Here is a 17,907-nt window from a genome sequence, read left to right on the forward strand (position 1 = left end):
GACTCAATCATGGCCAATTTTTTAGACCCCGCAATCTTATTTTTTATCTTTGGCGCATTCGCAGGTGCCGTCAAATCGAACTTAGAAATTCCGCAACCGATTTCTCGATTTCTTTCTCTTTACCTTCTGATGGCATTGGGTCTCAAGGGTGGCTTTGCTCTGCACAAATCCGGCTTCACCACTGAAATTGCACTCTCTCTTGGCCTGGCAATCTTTCTCGCGATCCTAATTCCTTTGATAGGCTACCGAATTCTCAGGACCAAGCTCAATACATTTGATTCGGCAGCGATTGCCGCTACCTACGGCTCTGTGAGTGCAGTCACATTCATCACGGCCACTCAATACTTAAACCAATTTGATATTCCGTATGGTGGCCACATGGCTGCGGCAATGGCGCTCATGGAGTCTCCGGCGATTATCCTGGCAATCGTCTTGGCAAATAAGGCGAGATCCTCCCATGCTATTCAGACTGAGACTCAATCCCAGCATCAGCCGGTAGGCCTATCTAAAATACTTCACGAGTCTTTTACTGATGGCGCGCAATTACTCCTGCTTGGATCGATGCTGGTAGGACTCGTGAGTGGTGAGGCCGGTCAGAAGTTAATGGCGCCATTTTCTATAGATCTCTTTAAAGGCATGTTGGCATTCTTCCTCTTGGATATGGGCCTGATGGCAGCCAGAAATTTTCAAGGCCTTAAAGGTAAACCACTGATTACTGTGCTGTATGCCATTGGCTCTCCACTCTCACACGCCCTCATCGCATTGGTACTCTGCAAACTCATTGGGCTGCCACTTGGTAATACCATCTTGCTCATGGTGCTTGCTTCAAGCGCTTCCTACATTGCTGTTCCGGCCGTTCTACGCCATGCATTGCCCGAAGTCAATCCAGCGCTTTATATGGGAATGTCCTTAGGAATCACTTTCCCATTCAACATTATTTTAGGCATCCCCCTGTACGCGATGCTGGCTAAAATGGTTTTGTAAATACGGGCACCTACCTCAAACAATAATATTCAAATGAATATTTTTTCAAATAGAACTGCTAGTCTTTTAACGAAGCATGGCAAAGAGCTTGTGCTAGATGAAGTCTTGCCTGCGGCAACCGGCCTCCAAGTCAAACTCACTACTGCTTACGATACTGACCTGCTTGGCACATTTACGTTAGAAACACCTAGGCATGGCAGTCAACTCGATGCAGCCAGAAAGAAGGCTCAAGTGGGTATGGAGCTCTTGGGGACGGATTTTGGGCTCGCTAATGAAGGTGCCTTTGTCGCTGATCCATACACTGGGATGTTGCCGTGGAACAATGAACTGGTCATTCTGATTGATCAACAACATCAACTAGAAATTACTGGCTTTTCAAGCGCGCCCGCTCAAAATGCGCACGCCTACATTAGTCATTGGGAGGGGTTGGAAAAATTTGCTGAGACGGCGCTATTTCCTTCGCACCTTCTCGTCATCAAACCAACAGACGAATATCACCCCAAATCAATAAAGAATATTGGTACTCGGCAGCAGCTGAAAGAAGCATTTGAATGGGCTTCAGCGAACTCTAGCAAAGGCGTTATTTATGTTGAAAACGACCTTAGGGCGTTTGCCAACCCCACTCGCATGGAAAATATTCGCCAGGCGACCATCAATCTAGCCAATAAAATGAATTCGCTATGTCCAGCATGCCAGACTCCTGGATACTGGATTCAGGATATTCAGCGTGGCCTACCCTGCAATGCCTGCGGTATGCCTACCGATCAAGAGATCACCAAAATATGGGGATGTCTCAAATGCCAATACAGCGATAAAGAAGCGGTCAAGACACTCCGCTTTGCCAACCCCTCTCAGTGTAAGCACTGCAATCCATAGTCAGGCAAGTTCGCTGATTGACGCTATTTCGTTTTTTTCGTTCTTGCAGAACTTTCTTTTTGGGCACCCTCTTTTTGCACGGCAGAAAACTGGCTCATGTTTTCAACGCTTTTCTCAAAGCTCACAAATGAGTCTGCCATTGCTGCCCGAATTAATTCAAAATTCTGGAGTGCGTTACTAAATGAGGCTTTGAACACAGAAGTGTAAGGCTCGGTTCCAGCTGGAGCATTTTGAGTGGCTTCATTCACAAAATGAATCAAATCCTGTTGCGACTCTTTAATCATGGACTCTGCAATGTTAGCGATCTCTTTATTTCCGCTAGCTAAAGCTTGAAAAAGTTGAGATTGATAGCCTGCGACTTCTTTCGCCGCCTCTTGCAAGACTTCAGCATGCACAAAATCAAATGCCGCTTTGGGATCTTGAGTTTTCATGAGCTCTGCGACTTTAGATTGCAGGCGAGAAGCAAGCTCCTGTGCGGCCTGTTGATTCAATTGCGCAATCGCCTGGGCGCTAGTTAATGCTACTTGACCGACGGCCTTGACTGACTCAATCCCCTTAGTCTGATTTGCCATTGCACTGACATCAAATGGATTCTTGCTCATATACGCCCTCTTGTTGAATTGGTGATTCTTCAATCTACTCTCGATTCCACCCGCTGGAGATAGAGGAATACCACTAGAGGCGCCTATAGAATGTAAAAGGACGCCCTAAAGCGCCCTTTTCGTCAATGAATACAGGGATCAGCGAACAACGATATTGGCACCCTGACGTAGTTGAGATAAAAATTCAAATTGCTTTCTTTGCATCAGGCCATTACGAATAGCTGCTTTAGCCTGCTCGAAAGTAGGCGGTTTGCTGGATTTTTTATCTTCCAACTTGATCAAGTACCAACCTTGTGGCATCTGGATCGGGGCTGGAGAAACCTGTCCCTTTGATAGTGTTACTAAGACGCTAGCAATTTGAGGTAAGGTCTGTCCTGCCTGAACCCAACCTACTGCTCCACCCTGAACTTTATTTGGTGCCAAGGATACGCTCTTGGCTACCTTATCAAAAGACTCGCCCTTTTTGATTCTGGCTAAAGCAGCTTGCGCATCCGCCTCGGTAGCAACGGCAATATCGCTTACCTTGTACTCTGTGATCATGCCTTGGGGTCCTAAGGTGGCGATTTCACGGTTGTATTCGGCTTGAATGTCAGCATCCGTCACTGGATTCTTGGACATATAAGTAGACAACTCTAAATCCGCTAGATAATTTTGACGAATGAACGCCAATTCACGATTCGCCCTGTCAGAGTTTGCAAGCCCATCTTTATCAGCCTGCTGCGACAAGAGTGAAATTTCAATCATTTTTCCCAAAACAGCTTTGCGTAGTTCTGGTGAATCTTTTTGTCCCTGTGCCAATGCTGCCTGAATACCTTGCTCAACACTGTCGTTTGAAATGATCACCCCGTTGACTGAGGCTGCAGCATTGATAGGCAATGCGTTTTGAGAATAGGCAGAAGGTATACATCCTAGGGCAATAACAGCAGTTGCGAAAAAACGAATGGCAAATAATTTCATGAATAACTCTTTTCTAATATGGATAGGCAATGTTAACAGTTGAGCTCAAAACATCATTAGAAACTGATCGTGGCTGGTATGGGCTCAAATGGTGCGGCAGACCCTGCGCCTTGTGCCTCAGCCTGCTCCTCACCATCCGGATTCTTGATGTAGCGTGAATCTATTGACGGCCTGGGCTGCTGCTTTGCAGGCATATTCTCTAAATACACTGGGCCCGCAGGAGTCTCTACAGGTGCAATTGGCTGACTATTAAATTCTTGTATTTGCGCAGGGGTGTAAGGAGAAAAAGTTTGCCCAATCGCTAGGCTATTTGGTGATAAACCGATGGCGATACTGACAACATAAATTGCTTTGAACTGGGTTGGGGTATTCATATTCTCTTTTAGTAAAGTCTAGGTAAATAAGCCATCGGCAATCAATTTGATACTCACGACCAATAAGCAGCATTGAACAATGATGTAGTACCACTTCACCGAAATCTTCTTCGCCAAATAGAACCCAAGATATACGCCTACTGGCACTAAGGGTAGTAACAGTATTGAGGTAGCCAATTGATTGAAGTTGAGTAAGTCAAGATAAGCATAAGGCGCCAGCTTACCGAAATTCATAGCGGTGAAGAATATGCCTAAGGTAGAGGTATAGACCATCGGCGAGAGTTTTTCCCTCAACATATAAATCGTCACCGGAGGACCGCCAATATGTGCAACGAAGGAAGTAAATCCCGATAGACAACCCATCAACCTTCCTAGCAAGGGATAAGGCTTAGCTTCTTTGAGCTCAATGCGGGACATCACTACACTCTGGATCAAAAATAGCAAAGTAAATATACCGATTGATAGGGATAGCATTTGCGGCGTGATCAGCGAGAAAAACAAAAACCCGAAAAGCATACCGATCCCGGCAGGCCACAAAATGATTTTGAGGATTCGTCTATCAGCGTTAGACCAAAACCGGCGTAAGCCAATCAAATCCATTGCAATTAATAGCGGCAATAAGATGGCTAAGGCTTCAGCCAGACTAGATTGACTTGCCATCAGTGGGGGCGCTAGAGCGCCAAGGCCTGCACCAAAACCACTCTTGGATATGCCTAAGATCACCACACTGATTCCCGCCAGCACAAAAAATAGGGCTGAATGCGCATTAAAGGCCTGAAGCAAAGAAATCATCAATGGGGTGATACCGTAAAAAGAATGATCCATTTTAGGGTCAAAAGTACTTTATGCGGGTAGCTAAAAACGGTATCCTCAAGAATCCAGCCATAGGGAATCGTTGCCTATCAATATGTCTATCCCATTTACCAAGCAAAGCTACGTGCTAAGTAATGGCAGTAACGATCTCGCTTATCTCATTCGGCCCATTCAGGCCAATGACAAAGAACGCATTATTGACTTGTTCGGGCACCTTTCTCCTGAGAGCCGTTATCTCAGATTCGCTCACGCCATTTCTAAACTGCCCGATGCATTTCTAGAAGACATCTTGCACTTAGACTATGCGAAAGAAATGGCCTTAGTTGCAGTGATTCACCCCCAAACAGACTCAGAAGAAATCATTGGTATTTCACGTTACGTGACACCACCCAATCAGAATATTTGCGAATTCTCTCTGAGCGTGAGCGATAGCTACACTGCACAGGGTGTTGGTACGCATCTCATGCTTGACCTGATGAGCCATGCAAAAGAAAACGGCCTACAAGAAATGATAGGTTACGTCTTAATACACAATCCTAAAATGCTGCACCTAGTTTCTGATCTCGGCTTTCAGATTTCTACTCTCCATGATGACCCTGACTTTAAAACCGTCAGCTTCCCACTATCAGAAAAGTGACCATGAAAATATCAGACGCAATTGATTCACAAATATCTGTCTTAATCTTGATTGATTTACAAGGGCGCCTCATGCCTGCAATTGAGCATGGCGAAGAGGTACTCAATCAATGCATCCGCACCGCGAAGATTGCCCAGTTACTGGACATTCCGATTATTGGTACGGAACAAAGCCCTTCTAGCCTCGGAAGTAATATCGAAGCCATTCAATCTTTATGTAGCAAAACCATGAGTAAGGAATACTTTAATGCTTGTGCCGACGGCCTCATCGAGGAGTTACCCCAAAATCGTCGGCAATGTATTTTGATGGGGTGCGAGACCCATGTCTGCTTAATGCAAACAGCACTCAAGCTCATCAATGCGGGATACGATGTTTCTGTAGTGGTGGATGGCGTTGGCTCTCGCCGCGCGCTGGATAAGCAAGTTGCACTAGATCGACTCCAGATTGCAGGAGTCCGACTCGTTAGCGCAGAGATGCTGGCTTTTGAGTGGCTTAAGTCTGCCAAAAATCCAGCCTTTAAAGAAGTTCTTGCGCTAGTGAAGTAATAGGCCTGTGCTTATCAGCCTTTATTTGCTATTCTGCAGCATCACCTAAAGGATCAATATGACAAACGACACTCAAACCCAAAACGACGAAGATTTTGACTATGGGTGCGAATGCGCCATGAAGCTGTTAAATGAGCCTACAGAAGATTGCTTAAATGATCTGATTGACGAGCTCGATGAAGATGGCATGATCGCCACTGAAGTAGTCTACGGCCTCCTAGCCACCATTCTGATGAGCATGAGCTCTGAAGATGAAGAGGATGAGGATCAGGAAATTCAGTAAGGTATTTACTGACCCGCAATCTGCAGAGCGAATTGATCCATGGCACTTGCCATGGTGGTATCTAGCTCGGTCAAGGCTTTCATTGAATGGGTACTCAGGCTAACTGATACCTTATTCCAGGAATTAGACCAATCCGGATGGTGGCCCAACTCTTCTGCGAAGTCTGCACACAGTGTCATAAATTGAAATGCGCTCTTAAAGTCTTTAAATTCAAATACCCGCACTAGCGCAGGATTGCTTTGATTCACTTGCCACTCAGGTAAGGTCTTTGCAAAATCAAAATCGTTTGCAAGTAAATTTGGCTTAATCAATTGATGCCTCCACACTTTTAGATAATTTTTGTAAATCTTCTGGGTAAAGCCAGCGCCACTCACCCTCAGCTAAATCCGTCGGCATACGGTATTGCCCAATCTCGGTACGATGCAGCTTCACAACATGATTACCCACTGCAGCCATCATGCGCTTCACTTGATGATAACGACCCTCAACAATCGTCATAGCCAATCTATTCTCACTGAGCTGCTTACAGGCGCTAGCAAAACACGGTTTTGGATCATCATCCAGTACAACGCCATTGAGCAAGTGGTCTATTTGCTTTTGAGTGATCGGTTCGGGTGTCGTGATCTCATAAACCTTCCCAATGTTTTTCTTGGGAGTGGTCATCTTATGAATAAATTGACCATCATCTGATATCAAAATGAAGCCCGTGGTATCAAAGTCTAAGCGTCCCACACATTGCAAGCCCCGCTCGACAAAAGGCTTAGGCAATAAGCTATAGACACTGGGGTGGTGGGTAGTCTTATGGGAGCACTCGTAGTTTGGAGGCTTGTTAAAAGCAATATAGGCTTTTTCATGAAATTCCCAATCTCGCCCCTCCACATTGAGCATCAAACCATCTGTGGTCATTCGCTCTTCGGGGTCTTGGGCCAAAACACCATTGACTTTGACGAGATCGGCATAAACCAAATCACTGCAATAGCGCCTAGTGCCAAAGCCTTGGCTAAATAATATTTTTTCGAGTGAGATTGGTTTGGCCATGTATGCTGCCGAGAATACTACAAAGCTAGCTTACTGAGCGACTGAGAAATGAAGTCGTTATCATTTCCTTTTACACCTGACTATCGACTAATTGACCCCCGCTATGCTTTCGACTCCAGCACCTAGAAGCCCCCTCCACACACGTGAAATTACTTTTCAGGGCTATGCCCGTGAGGACGGCTTATGGGACATTGAAGCCCATCTCAGAGACTTCAAATTCCAGCCCTTCACTACCGGCGGAAAAACTTGGGAGCCGGGGCAAGCTTTTCACGACATGTGGGTTCGCATTACCGTCAATACTGAACTGGTGATTCAAGCAATCGAGGTGTCAATGGATAGTCACCCCCACCCCGAATGTCCACAAGTGATACCGCCGATGGACGCACTTATTGGGGAGCGCATTGGCAAGGGTTGGCGTAAGACGATTAATGAACATCTAGGAGGGATTAAGGGGTGCACCCACCTGCGAGAGCTGCTCAGCAATATTGCTACGGCTGCTTTTCAATCTATCCCGGGAGCGCTTTTTGATCCAGATGGCGACAAGCCACCCCTCTATTTAGGGACCTGTAAATCCTGGGATTTTGACGGGCCCGTAGTATTGCGCGTCTATCCCAAGTTTTACCAATGGAAACCAACAGTCTAGGTCTAACTAAACTCGCCGCGGTGAATCTGAAAAGCACTAAAGGCTTGCTGCACCGGCATGAGCTCAACTAAATTGATGTTCATATGACTTGGTAAATTAGCGGACCAGTAAATAGCCTCTGCAACATCATCCGCACTTAAGGCCTTCACGCCACTGTAGACCTTGCTAGCTTTGTCATCATCACCCTTAAAACGTACGTTCGAAAATTCTGTACCAGAGCACATGCCTGGCTCAACGCAAGTGACACGTACAGGCGTTCCAATGAGATCTGCCCTTAAGTTCAAACTAAACTGCTGCACAAACGCTTTCGTTCCGCCGTATACATTGCCGCCTGGGTAGGGATAGCTAGCTGCTACAGAACCCAGATTAATCACATGGCCACACTGACGCTCGACCATTCCTGGTAAGAAAGCACGCGTCATATGAACCAGACCCTTGATATTGGTATCAATCATCCGATCCCAATCAGAAAGAAATGCTTTTTGTGCCGGCTCTAAGCCCAAAGCCAAACCAGCGTTATTGACGAGCACTGTTACTCCAGCAAATTCTATGGGTAAGGTAGCAGCAAGATCGTCTACTTTTTCACTGTCGCAAACGTCCACGGCCAAAGTGAGTAATTGTTTCTGTTGCTCTGGGGGCAAAGAAGTCTTCAAGGCCTCCAGGCGCTCCACCCGTCTGCCTAGGGCAATGACCTGATGGCCCTCAGCCAAAAAACGGCGGGCGGTAGCCTCACCAAATCCAGCCGTTGCACCGGTGACTAAGACGGTATGTTTCATATTTTTCTACTTATTTTTGGTAATTGACAGTGTCATTTAATATTAACGCCTCTATGACATTTCTGCGAATTATTACTCACTCCATGATTTCATTGACCCTACTAGGGTCTGTGGGTAAGGCCATGGCCGATGAAAGTAAATTCTCAGGCGGCTTTTTAAACCTAGAAAAATCATCGGATCAATATTCGAGTCAACGGGTTCTGGAATTTTGGGGTTATCACAATACCTTTGGTGAACAAACCCAAAGCGATACCCTGAAGCTGCGCTACTACCAACCCCTGCAATTTGACCAATGGCGAGGCACCCTGAGGCTAGATACATCGTATGTTTCGACTTACGGACCCACGCTCCCGGAGCGGTCATCTGGCACCTATAACGCCGGCAACACAATGCTCACTATTTGGGGCAATCATCCCGATGTCTTGAAAAATTGGGAGGGCACTTTAGGGGGTCGAATTATTTTTCCATTTGGCAACCATGGGCAATGGGCGGCAGGGCCTCAGATAGGCACTATATATGTGCCCAATAAAGGAAGCGAAACGCGCCTCTCGGACTTTTCACCGCTCTTACGATACATGTATGGGTTTGATGCTAAAGGCAACTCTTTTGCCAATAATCCCAATCAACCCGCACTGGTTCGCAATCTCAATATTTTCCCAACACTGGGATTTAATCTCCTACCAAATACACAAATTCGGTTCTGGGATGAAAACGGCATCATCTTGAATACGGGCGGTGGAGGTGGCTGGTTTGTCCCCTTGGATGCGATGGTGACACATCGACTCAGTAAACACTTCTTATTTGCAGTAGGAGCGAGTAAGCAAGTAGTCCAAAGCTACCCCGTTTACGACTGGTCCTTTTACGGAAAGCTTTCGTTTAACTTCTGAGCCAAGTAGTTAGTCCAGATTAACGAGGCGATCTTGCTCTATAACTGCCGCATTGGATTTCACTAAGGCTTGCGGTAACCACTCCTGAAAGTCCTCAGTCGCCATATTCAACTGCTTGCGAATGCTCTCTAGAACGGGGGTGGCACCCATCCATTGATGTACTGCTGTCATCTCTTTGCTGCGCCATTCTAGTAATTTGTACTTCAGCAAGACCTTAGCGCCATGACGTGCATTGCGATCAGCATCGCTTGCTAGGTAATCGAGGCGAGACTTTGCAGTCTCTAGAGACTGTTTTACATTCGTAAAAGGCTTTCCGTGCCCGGGTATCACTAAAGCAACCGGGAGCCGTTCAATCAACTCCAAGGTCTGCGCAACTTCTTCAAAACCCCCTTCACCCCAAAGCTCTGGAAAGATCACCCCAAAACCCGCCTCCCACAGCGCATCGGCTGAAATCAAGATCTGGTGTTGCTCTTGATAGAGCATGACTGAATGATTGTCATGGCCAGGGGCCGACAGAATTTGCCAGCGATAGCGACCCAAAATAATTTCTTCACCCGGCACCAGCAAACCTTGGTGAGTAAAGCGTGGGCAGTCTTGTCCTAGTTGTTGGAAGCTGAGTAAATCATGATCCCAATATTGAACTGCACTCGCCTCTGCTTCTGGTATCCAAATCGCACAACCAAATTGCTTGGCTAGTACTGCATTGCCGCCACAATGATCTGAGTGCAAATGGGTATTGACGACTTTGCTTATGCTCGATAAACCATGCTGCTTAAGCGCATGCGCCACTAGGTCCACCGTGAGTTGCTGGTGCACGCAGTATCCACTATCGACTAGCGAAACATCTTCATCACCATACAGAAAAATATTATTCGCCGATAACCATCCGCGTTCGAAGATATCGATGCCAGGCGGGAGCAAGTAATTACCAATACGCTTTTCGAACACGTTAATTCTTCTGCACAGTAAGCTCAAGCTTTTGAATATCAAATTGTTGTTGCTTTAGGCGTACCAATAAATCAGCATAGACCTTGGGATCGAGTTGTGGTGTTCTGGATAACACCCAAAGGTACTCCCTCTTAGGGTCACTCACCGCTGCTACCTGATACTGCGGATCCAAATCAATTACCCAGTAGTCACCCCAGACCAAAGGAAGAAATGAGAGCCACTCAGGGGCAAAGCGCACCTCTAGTTTAGGTGAATCTTTAGCACCTATTTGGCGAGCTGCACCCTCTGCCTCTGAAGTCTCTCCGTTGGCAGTGTTACAGCTATTGAGTACTCGCAAATTGCCGTCGGGTTTGGCGGTATAGACCGCCTTAGTATTGCTAATACATTTTTTCTGAAACCAATTCGGAAACTTGGCAATTTCATACCAAGTCCCTAGATAGCGGGGAACATCTAAAGAGGCAATGGTCTTCACGGTCTGATCCCCTTGTTGCGCGCTCGCCGAGGTGGAGCCGGCGAAAATAAGCAAGCAACCCAATATAGACATGAGCAAAGAACGAGGGAATTGAAATGAGGTCATTGGATAAGCTGTTTAAATAGAAGAGCGCCGGCTCAAGATGTTGCGTATGTAAGGAATCCTACAACACAGTAGCAAAAACACGATAGCCGCATAAATGCTCACCGTATCAAGATCATTCTTACCTGCCTTGTGCCACCAATAATGCAGGATCGCCGTACAAGCGATGAGATAAATCAAACGATGTAGCTGAACCCAGTGGCGCCGCAGCCTTTTCTGTGCCCAATGCGTCGAAGTGAAAGCTAATGGAACAAGCAATACCAAGCTGATGAAGCCCATCGTGATGAAAGGTCGCTTAACTACATCTTTCCACATTTCTGCCAGATCAAAATCCAGATCTAACCAAAGCCAAATTCCAAAATGAATGCAGGCGTAAAAGAAGCTGAACAAGCCCAACATTCTGCGATACCGAATCCAAATAGTTAAATTACTGATCAAACGTAACGGCGTCATTGCCAGTGTGAGGCACAAAAAGACTAGCGTCCAGGTTCCCGTTGAACGCGTAATGAACTCCATTGGATTAGCGCCTAGCCCATCCGTAAATCCCAGCCAAATCAAGCGCTCTAGTGGCAATAGTGCCAGCAGAAAAATGAGGGCCTTCATAGCGCTCGGTGAATTACTGAATATCAATAGAATTTCTTCAGATCCATGCCGGTATACATGCTCGCCACTTGATCCCCATAACCATTAAACATTTGCGTTTTGATTTTCGGTGCGAATACGCCCTTCGGGTCTCCAATGCGGCGCTCGGTGGCCTGACTCCAACGCGGGTGATCCACCATAGGATTGACGTTGGAATAGAAGCCATACTCACGGGCATCAAACTGACTCCAGCTGGTCTTGGGCATCTCTTCAGTCAGTCGAATTTTGACAATCGACTTGGCACTCTTAAAGCCATACTTCCAAGGCACTACCAGCCGAACTGGGGCGCCGTTTTGCTTAGGCAGAGTCTCGCCATACAGACCAAAGGTCAGCAGGGTTAAGGGGTTCATAGCCTCATCTAGGCGCAGCCCCTCGCGATAGGGCCACTCGATAATCTGGCTCTTGAGGCCTGGCATTTGTTTGCGGTCAGCTAGCGTCACAAATTCCACATACTTTGCAGAACCTAAAGGCTGAACTTGATTTAACAATTTAGATAAAGAATAGCCATCCCATGGAATCACCATAGACCATCCCTCGACACAGCGCATGCGATAGATACGCTCTTCCATTGGGGCAAGCTTGAGCAATGCATCAATGTCGATGGTCATGGGTTTTTTTACCAAGCCTTCAATCGTGACAGTCCATGGCCGAGTTTGCAAACTTTCAGCATAAGCAGCAGGGTCAGCTTTATCAGTGCCGAACTCATAGAAGTTGTTGTATCCAGTGACGTACTTATAACTAGTCAACTCTTCCTTAGGAACGAAGTTGGGATTAGGAGTGGCAATCAATTTTTGTGAGCTACTAGCCAATGCATCCCGAGAGAACCAGGGAGCTAGGGCTACTCCAAATGCGCCAGCCGCTGCCGATTTAATCAACTCACGACGAGACTCAAAAACTGCTTTTGGAGTCACTTCTTGAGAAAGTTGTTTTTGATCATTTAAGCGCATATCCAGATCTCCGTAATGGATGTAAGACAAGGTAAAGTATTTCAACCATTTTGCTACGCCTGCTGATTTATTGCTGAACTACTTTCTTCATCTGAAAAAAGAGCCTAGAACACAGGTTTGATATGAAAAAAGGCAAGCCGATCAGCTTGCCTTTTTAATAAAACGAACTGATTTACTCTTTAGGCTGCCTTAGCAGTCTTCAGAATTGCGTTCAGAGTGGCACTTGGACGCATTACTGCTTCACACTTCCCAGGATCTGCTGCAAAGTAACCGCCGATATCTACAGGCTTGCCTTGAACCGCTTTGAGCTCAGCAATGATCTTCTGCTCACCATCAGTCAATGCTTTAGCAATCGGAGCAAAATGGGCTTGTAATTCTTTATCTTCGGTTTGCGCAGCCAAAGCTTGGGCCCAATACATCGCTAAGTAGAACTGGCTACCGCGGTTATCCAGCTCACCAGTACGTGGTGAGGGTGATTTATTGTTATCCAATAATGTGCCAGTAGCCTCATCTAAAGTACGAGCCAAGATCTTCACTTTAGGATTACCGGTTTTGTCGCCGATATCTTCTAGAGAAACTGCCAAGGCCAAGAACTCACCCAAAGAATCCCAACGCAAATGGTTTTCTTCGACTAATTGCTGCACGTGCTTAGGTGCAGAACCACCCGCACCTGTTTCGAAGAGGCCACCACCGGCCATCAAAGGCACGATTGATAACATCTTGGCACTGGTACCGAGCTCCATAATCGGGAACAGGTCTGTGAGATAGTCGCGCAGAATATTACCAGTCACAGAAATAGTATCTTTGCCACGAATGACACGCTCTAATGTGAAGCGCATGGCACGAGTCTGAGACATGATCTGAATATCCACGTCCTTTAAGTCGTAGTCTTTCAAGTAGGTTTGAACTTTCTTGATCAATTCAGCTTCATGTGGGCGGTACTCATCCAACCAAAATACCGCCGGAGTATGAGAAAGACGTGCGCGATTGACTGCCAACTTCACCCAGTCACGAATTGGTGCATCTTTCACCTGGCACATACGCCAGATATCACCCTCTTCGACATTCTGCTCAAGTAGTACTGTGCCGTCATCAGCAACAATGCGAGCTACGCCTGCTTCAGTAATCTCAAAGGTCTTGTCATGGGAACCATATTCTTCAGCCTGCTGAGCCATCAAACCCACGTTAGGTACTGTACCCATCGTCCTTGGATCAAAATTACCGTGAGTCTTACAAAAGTTAATCATCTCTTGGTAAATACGAGCAAAAGTACTTTCCGGAATCACTGCCTTGGTGTCATGCAAACGGCCATCAGCGCCCCACATCTTGCCGCCCACACGAATCATCGCTGGCATGGATGCGTCCACAATCACATCGCTTGGTGAGTGCAGGTTGGTGATGCCTTTAGCGGAGTCAACCATCGCCAATGCTGGACGATGCTCATGGCAAGCGTGTAAATCTTGAATAATTTCTTCGCGCTTGGACTCAGGCAAGGTTTTGATCTTGTCATACAAGCTGCTCATACCGTTGTTGGCATTCACACCCAACTCTTCAAACAACTTGGCATGTTTTGTAAATGCATCTTTGTAAAAAATCTTCACGGCGTGACCAAACACGATCGGGTGTGACACCTTCATCATGGTAGCCTTCACATGGAGCGAAAGCATCATGCCAGTCTTGTAAGCATCTTCGATTTCTTTTTCATAAAAATCGCAGAGTGCTTTTTTACTCATGAACATGCTATCGATAATTTCACCAGCAAGCAGAGAAACCTTTGGCTTGAGAACAATGGTCTTACCACTCTTAGTGACTAAATCCATCTTGACATCACATGCCTTGGTCATTGTCATTGACTTCTCACCCGCATAGAAGTCGCCGCCATGCATATGGGACACATGCGTGCGGGAAGCCTGACTCCAGTCACCCATAGAGTGGGGATTTTTACGGGCATAACGCTTCACTGCATTGGGTGCACGGCGATCAGAGTTACCTTCGCGCAATACCGGATTGACGGCACTACCCAAGCATTTGGAATAACGCGTGCGAATCGCTTTTTCTGCATCATTTTTAGGATCATCCGGAAAATCAGGTAGCGAATAACCCTTCGCCTGCAATTCTTTAATAGCGGCGAGTAACTGCGGTACTGAGGCGCTAATGTTTGGTAATTTAATAATGTTGGTATCTGGCAATAAAGTCATGCGACCAAGTTCAGCCAAATTATCGGGAACCTGCTGCTCAGCAGTTAAGCAATCAGAGAACTCGGACAAGATACGTGCTGCAACAGAAATGTCGCTCGTCACAACCTCCACTCCAGCTGGTGCGGTAAAAGTGCGAATGATGGGCAAAAATGCACAGGTCGCCAACGATGGCGCTTCATCTGTCAGGGTGTAAATAATCTTTGATTTCTCTGAAGCCATTGATAGTTCCTCAATATGGATAAATATTAGGGTTCGGTCTATTCCGAGCCCCTCTCGCATTCCGCACGCATCACATCAGGCGCTTTTGACTGTCTTTTGTGTAATTTCACGCACTGGACCGAGAAATCTATTTTAAATCATCGCCCTTGGCAATTTGAAGGGATTTGGATAGCAAATTGGCTGAATAAGCGCATTGGGGGGTCTATTAAGGCTGCCCATGTCCTGCTAAAGCCGTAAACTGCGATACATGATCGAAAAGCACCCGTTGCTCAACAAAAATCTCGTTTTGTTGATCCTCTGCCAAGGCCTGTTTCTCACCAATAATGTGACTTTTATCGCCATTAATGGTCTGGTTGGCCTGAGCCTAAGCCCAGTAGCCTGGATGGCCACCTTACCCGTCATGGGCTATGTGGTCGGAGCCGCCTTCTCCACATCGATCGTGGCCAAAACCCAAAATTACTTTGGTCGCAAGATCTCTTTTCAGCTTGGCCTCCTGGTGGCGGTCTTTTCAGCCCTCCTTTGCGCCTATGCCGCCCTTTCTAAGAACTTTTGGCTCCTAGTAGTGGGCACCTTCATTGCTGGCTACTACAGCGCTAATGGGCAACTCTATCGCTTTGCCGCTGCCGAACTCACGGTTGCCAGTCAAAGGGATAAAGCCGTCTCATGGGTCCTTGCTGGCGGCATCCTCGGTGCTGTCATTGGTCCAAACCTAGCTGCCTGGACACAGAATCTCTTTAATACCGCTTTCTTGGGCGCCTACCTTGCACTCTCAATGGCTGGCTTGATTGGCATCATCGTGATGCAATTCATCCACTTCCCAGAAGAGTTCAAAACCCAACATGCCCTCACAGCTGGTAGAGATCTCAAAACCATCTTGCAGCAACCCGTCTTTATGGTTGCCGTGATCGGCGCCTCCCTAGGTTATGGCGTCATGAACTTACTGATGGCTGCAACTCCATTGGCAATGCAAATCTGTGGTCTACCATTTACCGATACTGCGCTGGTATTGGAGTGGCACGTGATCGGCATGTTCGCGCCCGGATTTTTTACGGGCTCATTGATTCAGCGCTTTGGTGCACTGAAGATCATGGGCGTTGGTGTTGTCCTGAATATGCTGTGTATTGCTATTGCCCTTACTGGAGTCGACTTTCATCAATTCCTCATTGCACTATTTTTACTGGGTGTTGGTTGGAACTTTTTATTCACTGGCTCTACCTCATTGGCAATGACAGCATATCGACCTGAAGAGCGCGATAAGGCTCAGGCTGCAATTAATTTCTTTGTCTTTGGCACCATGGCCTTTACCTCATTCGGCTCCGGAGCACTGATTACCTCTCAGGGCTGGAATATTCTCAACCTCGGATCAATACTGCCTGTTGTGGTGACAGCAGGCGCTCTGATTTGGCTAAGCAGTAATCGCAAGAAGACTGCTACAGCTCAATAAGCTCTTAAGATTTAGCTAAAGGCAGATTGAAGAGTAAATTTTGTGGCTTGAGCTTGAGCTGCTTCTCATTATTCATGGCAATACACATGTAGACAGGCTTACCGGCTTGGGATTGGGTGACAGCGGCCTCGTCAATAAAGTCCAAGCGGAATAAACAAATCACTTTTTCTAATTCATCTGAGTCTACTGGCTCTTTGTTGTAGAGCTTATTCAAAATATCAGTAGCAGAAGCATCTAGGCCAACGTGCCAAGACCATTTTGGATCGGTGATTTGTTGCATCGGGGTAATGCGTACTTGTGGGCCTAAAAAATGCTGTATCCATTTTTCAAGCACTCGACAAAAATGGTTAATGGGAGGCTGACCAAAGTTCAGTTGCACTGCAAAATCATGGTCCTCATCTTTATCCCAGTAGAGATCTGCATTTTCTTCATGTAGGACATCCAAATCAATCGATCGCATCGACATGGATTTTCCTTTCAGGAGATCCATGATGTTGCCGGTCTCTCCCGCTTGGGCATTCTGAGTCACTACCTCATCATCCGCGCCCATGACTACACCCTCCTCTAGAACGCTAATTTTTTGCGTCCTAAAAAAGAGTTCACCCATACGCGCATCCAAGGGATGGCATTCCTCACCCAAAATATGCCTAATGAAGATTTGCGCCAGTTGCGAGATAAACAAAGGGGGCACATCTACACCCTCACCCTTGAACAAGCTCATATAAAAATTTTCCAAAGAGCTGGCGGCCAGCAACTTGCTGCGATATCGAAGCCAGACCTGATAGTTCACCTGAATATCCGGATCCGCCATTGCGGCAATTTCTTGATCCGTAATCACTGCGCGAGGATTCTCACTCAAACGCTGATGTAGGGCACGCTCCGCACTGCATGACTCAGGAACCAAATTTAACTCCGGGCGCAGCAAATAGGTCCGTAGAAATTCATCCGTGACTAATAGTTGATTATCAGAACCCACTAACAGGGTTTTATATGGAGAATGGGGCCAGAAGTTTGTCATGATGGTTTGCTCGAACAAAAAGATTACGCTCAGAATATACTAGGCCTTCCATTTCAGCCAAAGAGAAAGATAAATATGAGCGAACTCAAACAAATAGATACCGTTGTAGGTGAAGGCAAAGAAGCGGTTGCGGGCAACCATGTAGACGTGCATTACACCGGCTGGTTGTTTGATGAAAAGGCAGCAGACCATAAGGGTCAGAAGTTTGATAGCTCCCTCGACCGCGGACAGCTATTTAGCTTTCCTCTAGGCGCTGGCCATGTGATTAAGGGCTGGGATCAGGGCGTACAAGGCATGAAGATCGGCGGCAAACGCACCCTCATCATCCCTGCAGAAATGGGCTATGGTGCACGTGGGGCTGGTGGTGTCATCCCGCCAAATGCAACACTAATATTTGATGTGGAACTGCACGGAGTCAATTAATTCAGCAGACGATAAGACCGCATTAGTACTAAGGCCACTCAGTTCAATTGAACTCAGTGGCCTTTATTTTTCTTACGGC

General features: G+C 46.6%; 22 protein-coding genes. 9 read left to right on the top strand and 13 right to left on the bottom strand.

Features of this window, described 5'->3' with window-relative positions; all coding sequences use genetic code 11:
* The first annotated feature begins 9 nt into the window (after positions 1 to 9).
* Positions 10 to 984: a sodium-dependent bicarbonate transport family permease gene (locus tag DN92_RS03700; protein ID WP_173959991.1), complete on the top strand. Its 975-nt coding sequence runs from the start codon at positions 10 to 12 to the stop codon at positions 982 to 984.
* A gap of 33 nt (positions 985 to 1,017) precedes the next feature.
* Positions 1,018 to 1,860, top strand: a complete 843-nt coding sequence (locus tag DN92_RS03705; protein WP_173959992.1) for a DUF6671 family protein — start codon at positions 1,018 to 1,020, stop codon at positions 1,858 to 1,860.
* A gap of 23 nt (positions 1,861 to 1,883) precedes the next feature.
* On the opposite strand, the gene DN92_RS03710 is transcribed toward DN92_RS03705, so the two are convergent.
* The 4 genes from DN92_RS03710 to DN92_RS03725 form a co-directional block, all read right to left on the bottom strand.
* On the bottom strand, positions 1,884 to 2,462 hold the full coding sequence (locus tag DN92_RS03710; protein WP_173959993.1) for a phasin family protein: 579 nt from the start codon (positions 2,460 to 2,462) through the stop codon (positions 1,884 to 1,886).
* 138 nt (positions 2,463 to 2,600) lie between these two features.
* Positions 2,601 to 3,419, bottom strand: a complete 819-nt coding sequence (locus DN92_RS03715) for a peptidylprolyl isomerase (RefSeq protein ID WP_173959994.1) — start codon at positions 3,417 to 3,419, stop codon at positions 2,601 to 2,603.
* Positions 3,420 to 3,475: 56 nt separating this feature from the next.
* Positions 3,476 to 3,793, bottom strand: a complete 318-nt coding sequence (locus DN92_RS03720; protein WP_173959995.1) for a hypothetical protein — start codon at positions 3,791 to 3,793, stop codon at positions 3,476 to 3,478.
* A gap of 18 nt (positions 3,794 to 3,811) precedes the next feature.
* Entirely contained in the window at positions 3,812 to 4,618 is an 807-nt protein-coding gene (locus DN92_RS03725; RefSeq protein WP_217426047.1) for a sulfite exporter TauE/SafE family protein, read from the bottom strand.
* Positions 4,619 to 4,700: 82 nt separating this feature from the next.
* Between DN92_RS03725 and DN92_RS03730 the strand changes: the two genes are divergently transcribed.
* From DN92_RS03730 to DN92_RS03740, 3 genes are read left to right on the top strand one after another with little or no spacing between them, the layout of a single operon-like run.
* A complete protein-coding gene (locus DN92_RS03730; RefSeq protein ID WP_173959996.1) occupies positions 4,701 to 5,243 on the top strand; it encodes a GNAT family N-acetyltransferase in 543 nt (180 codons plus the stop codon).
* Positions 5,244 to 5,245: 2 nt separating this feature from the next.
* Complete coding sequence (locus tag DN92_RS03735) at positions 5,246 to 5,788, top strand: isochorismatase family protein (RefSeq protein ID WP_173959997.1); 543 nt, start codon at positions 5,246 to 5,248, stop codon at positions 5,786 to 5,788.
* Positions 5,789 to 5,846: 58 nt separating this feature from the next.
* The gene (locus DN92_RS03740) at positions 5,847 to 6,071 is read left to right on the top strand and encodes a hypothetical protein (protein ID WP_173959998.1); all 225 of its coding nucleotides are present in this window, start codon (positions 5,847 to 5,849) and stop codon (positions 6,069 to 6,071) included.
* Positions 6,072 to 6,076: 5 nt separating this feature from the next.
* On the opposite strand, the gene DN92_RS03745 is transcribed toward DN92_RS03740, so the two are convergent.
* Positions 6,077 to 6,382 (bottom strand): 4a-hydroxytetrahydrobiopterin dehydratase, encoded by a 306-nt coding sequence (locus tag DN92_RS03745; protein ID WP_173959999.1) that lies wholly within the window; start codon positions 6,380 to 6,382, stop codon positions 6,077 to 6,079.
* Positions 6,375 to 7,109, bottom strand: coding sequence for a pseudouridine synthase (locus tag DN92_RS03750; RefSeq protein WP_173960000.1), 735 nt, complete (start codon positions 7,107 to 7,109; stop codon positions 6,375 to 6,377). The genes DN92_RS03745 and DN92_RS03750 overlap by 8 nt, the downstream gene beginning before the upstream one ends.
* 103 nt (positions 7,110 to 7,212) lie before the next feature.
* Between DN92_RS03750 and DN92_RS03755 the strand changes: the two genes are divergently transcribed.
* Complete coding sequence (locus DN92_RS03755) at positions 7,213 to 7,752, top strand: DUF2889 domain-containing protein (RefSeq protein ID WP_173960001.1); 540 nt, start codon at positions 7,213 to 7,215, stop codon at positions 7,750 to 7,752.
* 2 nt (positions 7,753 to 7,754) lie between these two features.
* Here DN92_RS03755 and DN92_RS03760 read toward each other — a convergent pair whose 3' ends face one another.
* A complete protein-coding gene (locus DN92_RS03760; RefSeq protein WP_173960002.1) occupies positions 7,755 to 8,528 on the bottom strand; it encodes an SDR family oxidoreductase in 774 nt (257 codons plus the stop codon).
* 29 nt (positions 8,529 to 8,557) lie between these two features.
* Between DN92_RS03760 and DN92_RS03765 the strand changes: the two genes are divergently transcribed.
* Positions 8,558 to 9,415, top strand: a complete 858-nt coding sequence (locus DN92_RS03765; protein WP_254598335.1) for a hypothetical protein — start codon at positions 8,558 to 8,560, stop codon at positions 9,413 to 9,415.
* Between the two features lie 9 nt (positions 9,416 to 9,424).
* On the opposite strand, the gene DN92_RS03770 is transcribed toward DN92_RS03765, so the two are convergent.
* From DN92_RS03770 to DN92_RS03790, 5 genes are all read right to left on the bottom strand, one after another.
* Positions 9,425 to 10,363, bottom strand: a complete 939-nt coding sequence (locus tag DN92_RS03770; RefSeq protein ID WP_173960003.1) for an MBL fold metallo-hydrolase — start codon at positions 10,361 to 10,363, stop codon at positions 9,425 to 9,427.
* 1 nt (position 10,364) lies between these two features.
* Entirely contained in the window at positions 10,365 to 10,940 is a 576-nt protein-coding gene (locus tag DN92_RS03775) for a lipocalin family protein (protein WP_254598336.1), read from the bottom strand.
* Positions 10,941 to 10,952: 12 nt separating this feature from the next.
* Positions 10,953 to 11,540 carry a protein-methionine-sulfoxide reductase heme-binding subunit MsrQ gene (gene msrQ, locus DN92_RS03780; RefSeq protein WP_173960004.1) on the bottom strand — a complete coding sequence of 196 codons (588 nt, stop codon included), beginning with the start codon at positions 11,538 to 11,540 and terminating at the stop codon, positions 10,953 to 10,955.
* Positions 11,541 to 11,563: 23 nt separating this feature from the next.
* Positions 11,564 to 12,526: a protein-methionine-sulfoxide reductase catalytic subunit MsrP gene (msrP, locus tag DN92_RS03785; protein ID WP_173961244.1), complete on the bottom strand. Its 963-nt coding sequence runs from the start codon at positions 12,524 to 12,526 to the stop codon at positions 11,564 to 11,566.
* Between the two features lie 179 nt (positions 12,527 to 12,705).
* The gene (locus DN92_RS03790) at positions 12,706 to 14,943 is read right to left on the bottom strand and encodes an NADP-dependent isocitrate dehydrogenase (protein ID WP_173960005.1); all 2,238 of its coding nucleotides are present in this window, start codon (positions 14,941 to 14,943) and stop codon (positions 12,706 to 12,708) included.
* Between the two features lie 247 nt (positions 14,944 to 15,190).
* Between DN92_RS03790 and DN92_RS03795 the strand changes: the two genes are divergently transcribed.
* The gene (locus DN92_RS03795; protein WP_173960006.1) at positions 15,191 to 16,387 is read left to right on the top strand and encodes an MFS transporter; all 1,197 of its coding nucleotides are present in this window, start codon (positions 15,191 to 15,193) and stop codon (positions 16,385 to 16,387) included.
* 4 nt (positions 16,388 to 16,391) lie between these two features.
* Here DN92_RS03795 and DN92_RS03800 read toward each other — a convergent pair whose 3' ends face one another.
* On the bottom strand, positions 16,392 to 17,405 hold the full coding sequence (locus tag DN92_RS03800) for a DUF6352 family protein (RefSeq protein ID WP_173960007.1): 1,014 nt from the start codon (positions 17,403 to 17,405) through the stop codon (positions 16,392 to 16,394).
* Between the two features lie 75 nt (positions 17,406 to 17,480).
* On the opposite strand from DN92_RS03800, the gene DN92_RS03805 reads away from it, so the two are divergent.
* Positions 17,481 to 17,828 carry an FKBP-type peptidyl-prolyl cis-trans isomerase gene (locus DN92_RS03805; protein WP_173960008.1) on the top strand — a complete coding sequence of 116 codons (348 nt, stop codon included), beginning with the start codon at positions 17,481 to 17,483 and terminating at the stop codon, positions 17,826 to 17,828.
* Positions 17,829 to 17,907: the final 79 nt, after the last annotated feature.

The sequence above is a fragment of the Polynucleobacter arcticus genome (assembly GCF_013307205.1).
Taxonomy (GTDB): Bacteria; Pseudomonadota; Gammaproteobacteria; order Burkholderiales; family Burkholderiaceae; genus Polynucleobacter; species Polynucleobacter arcticus.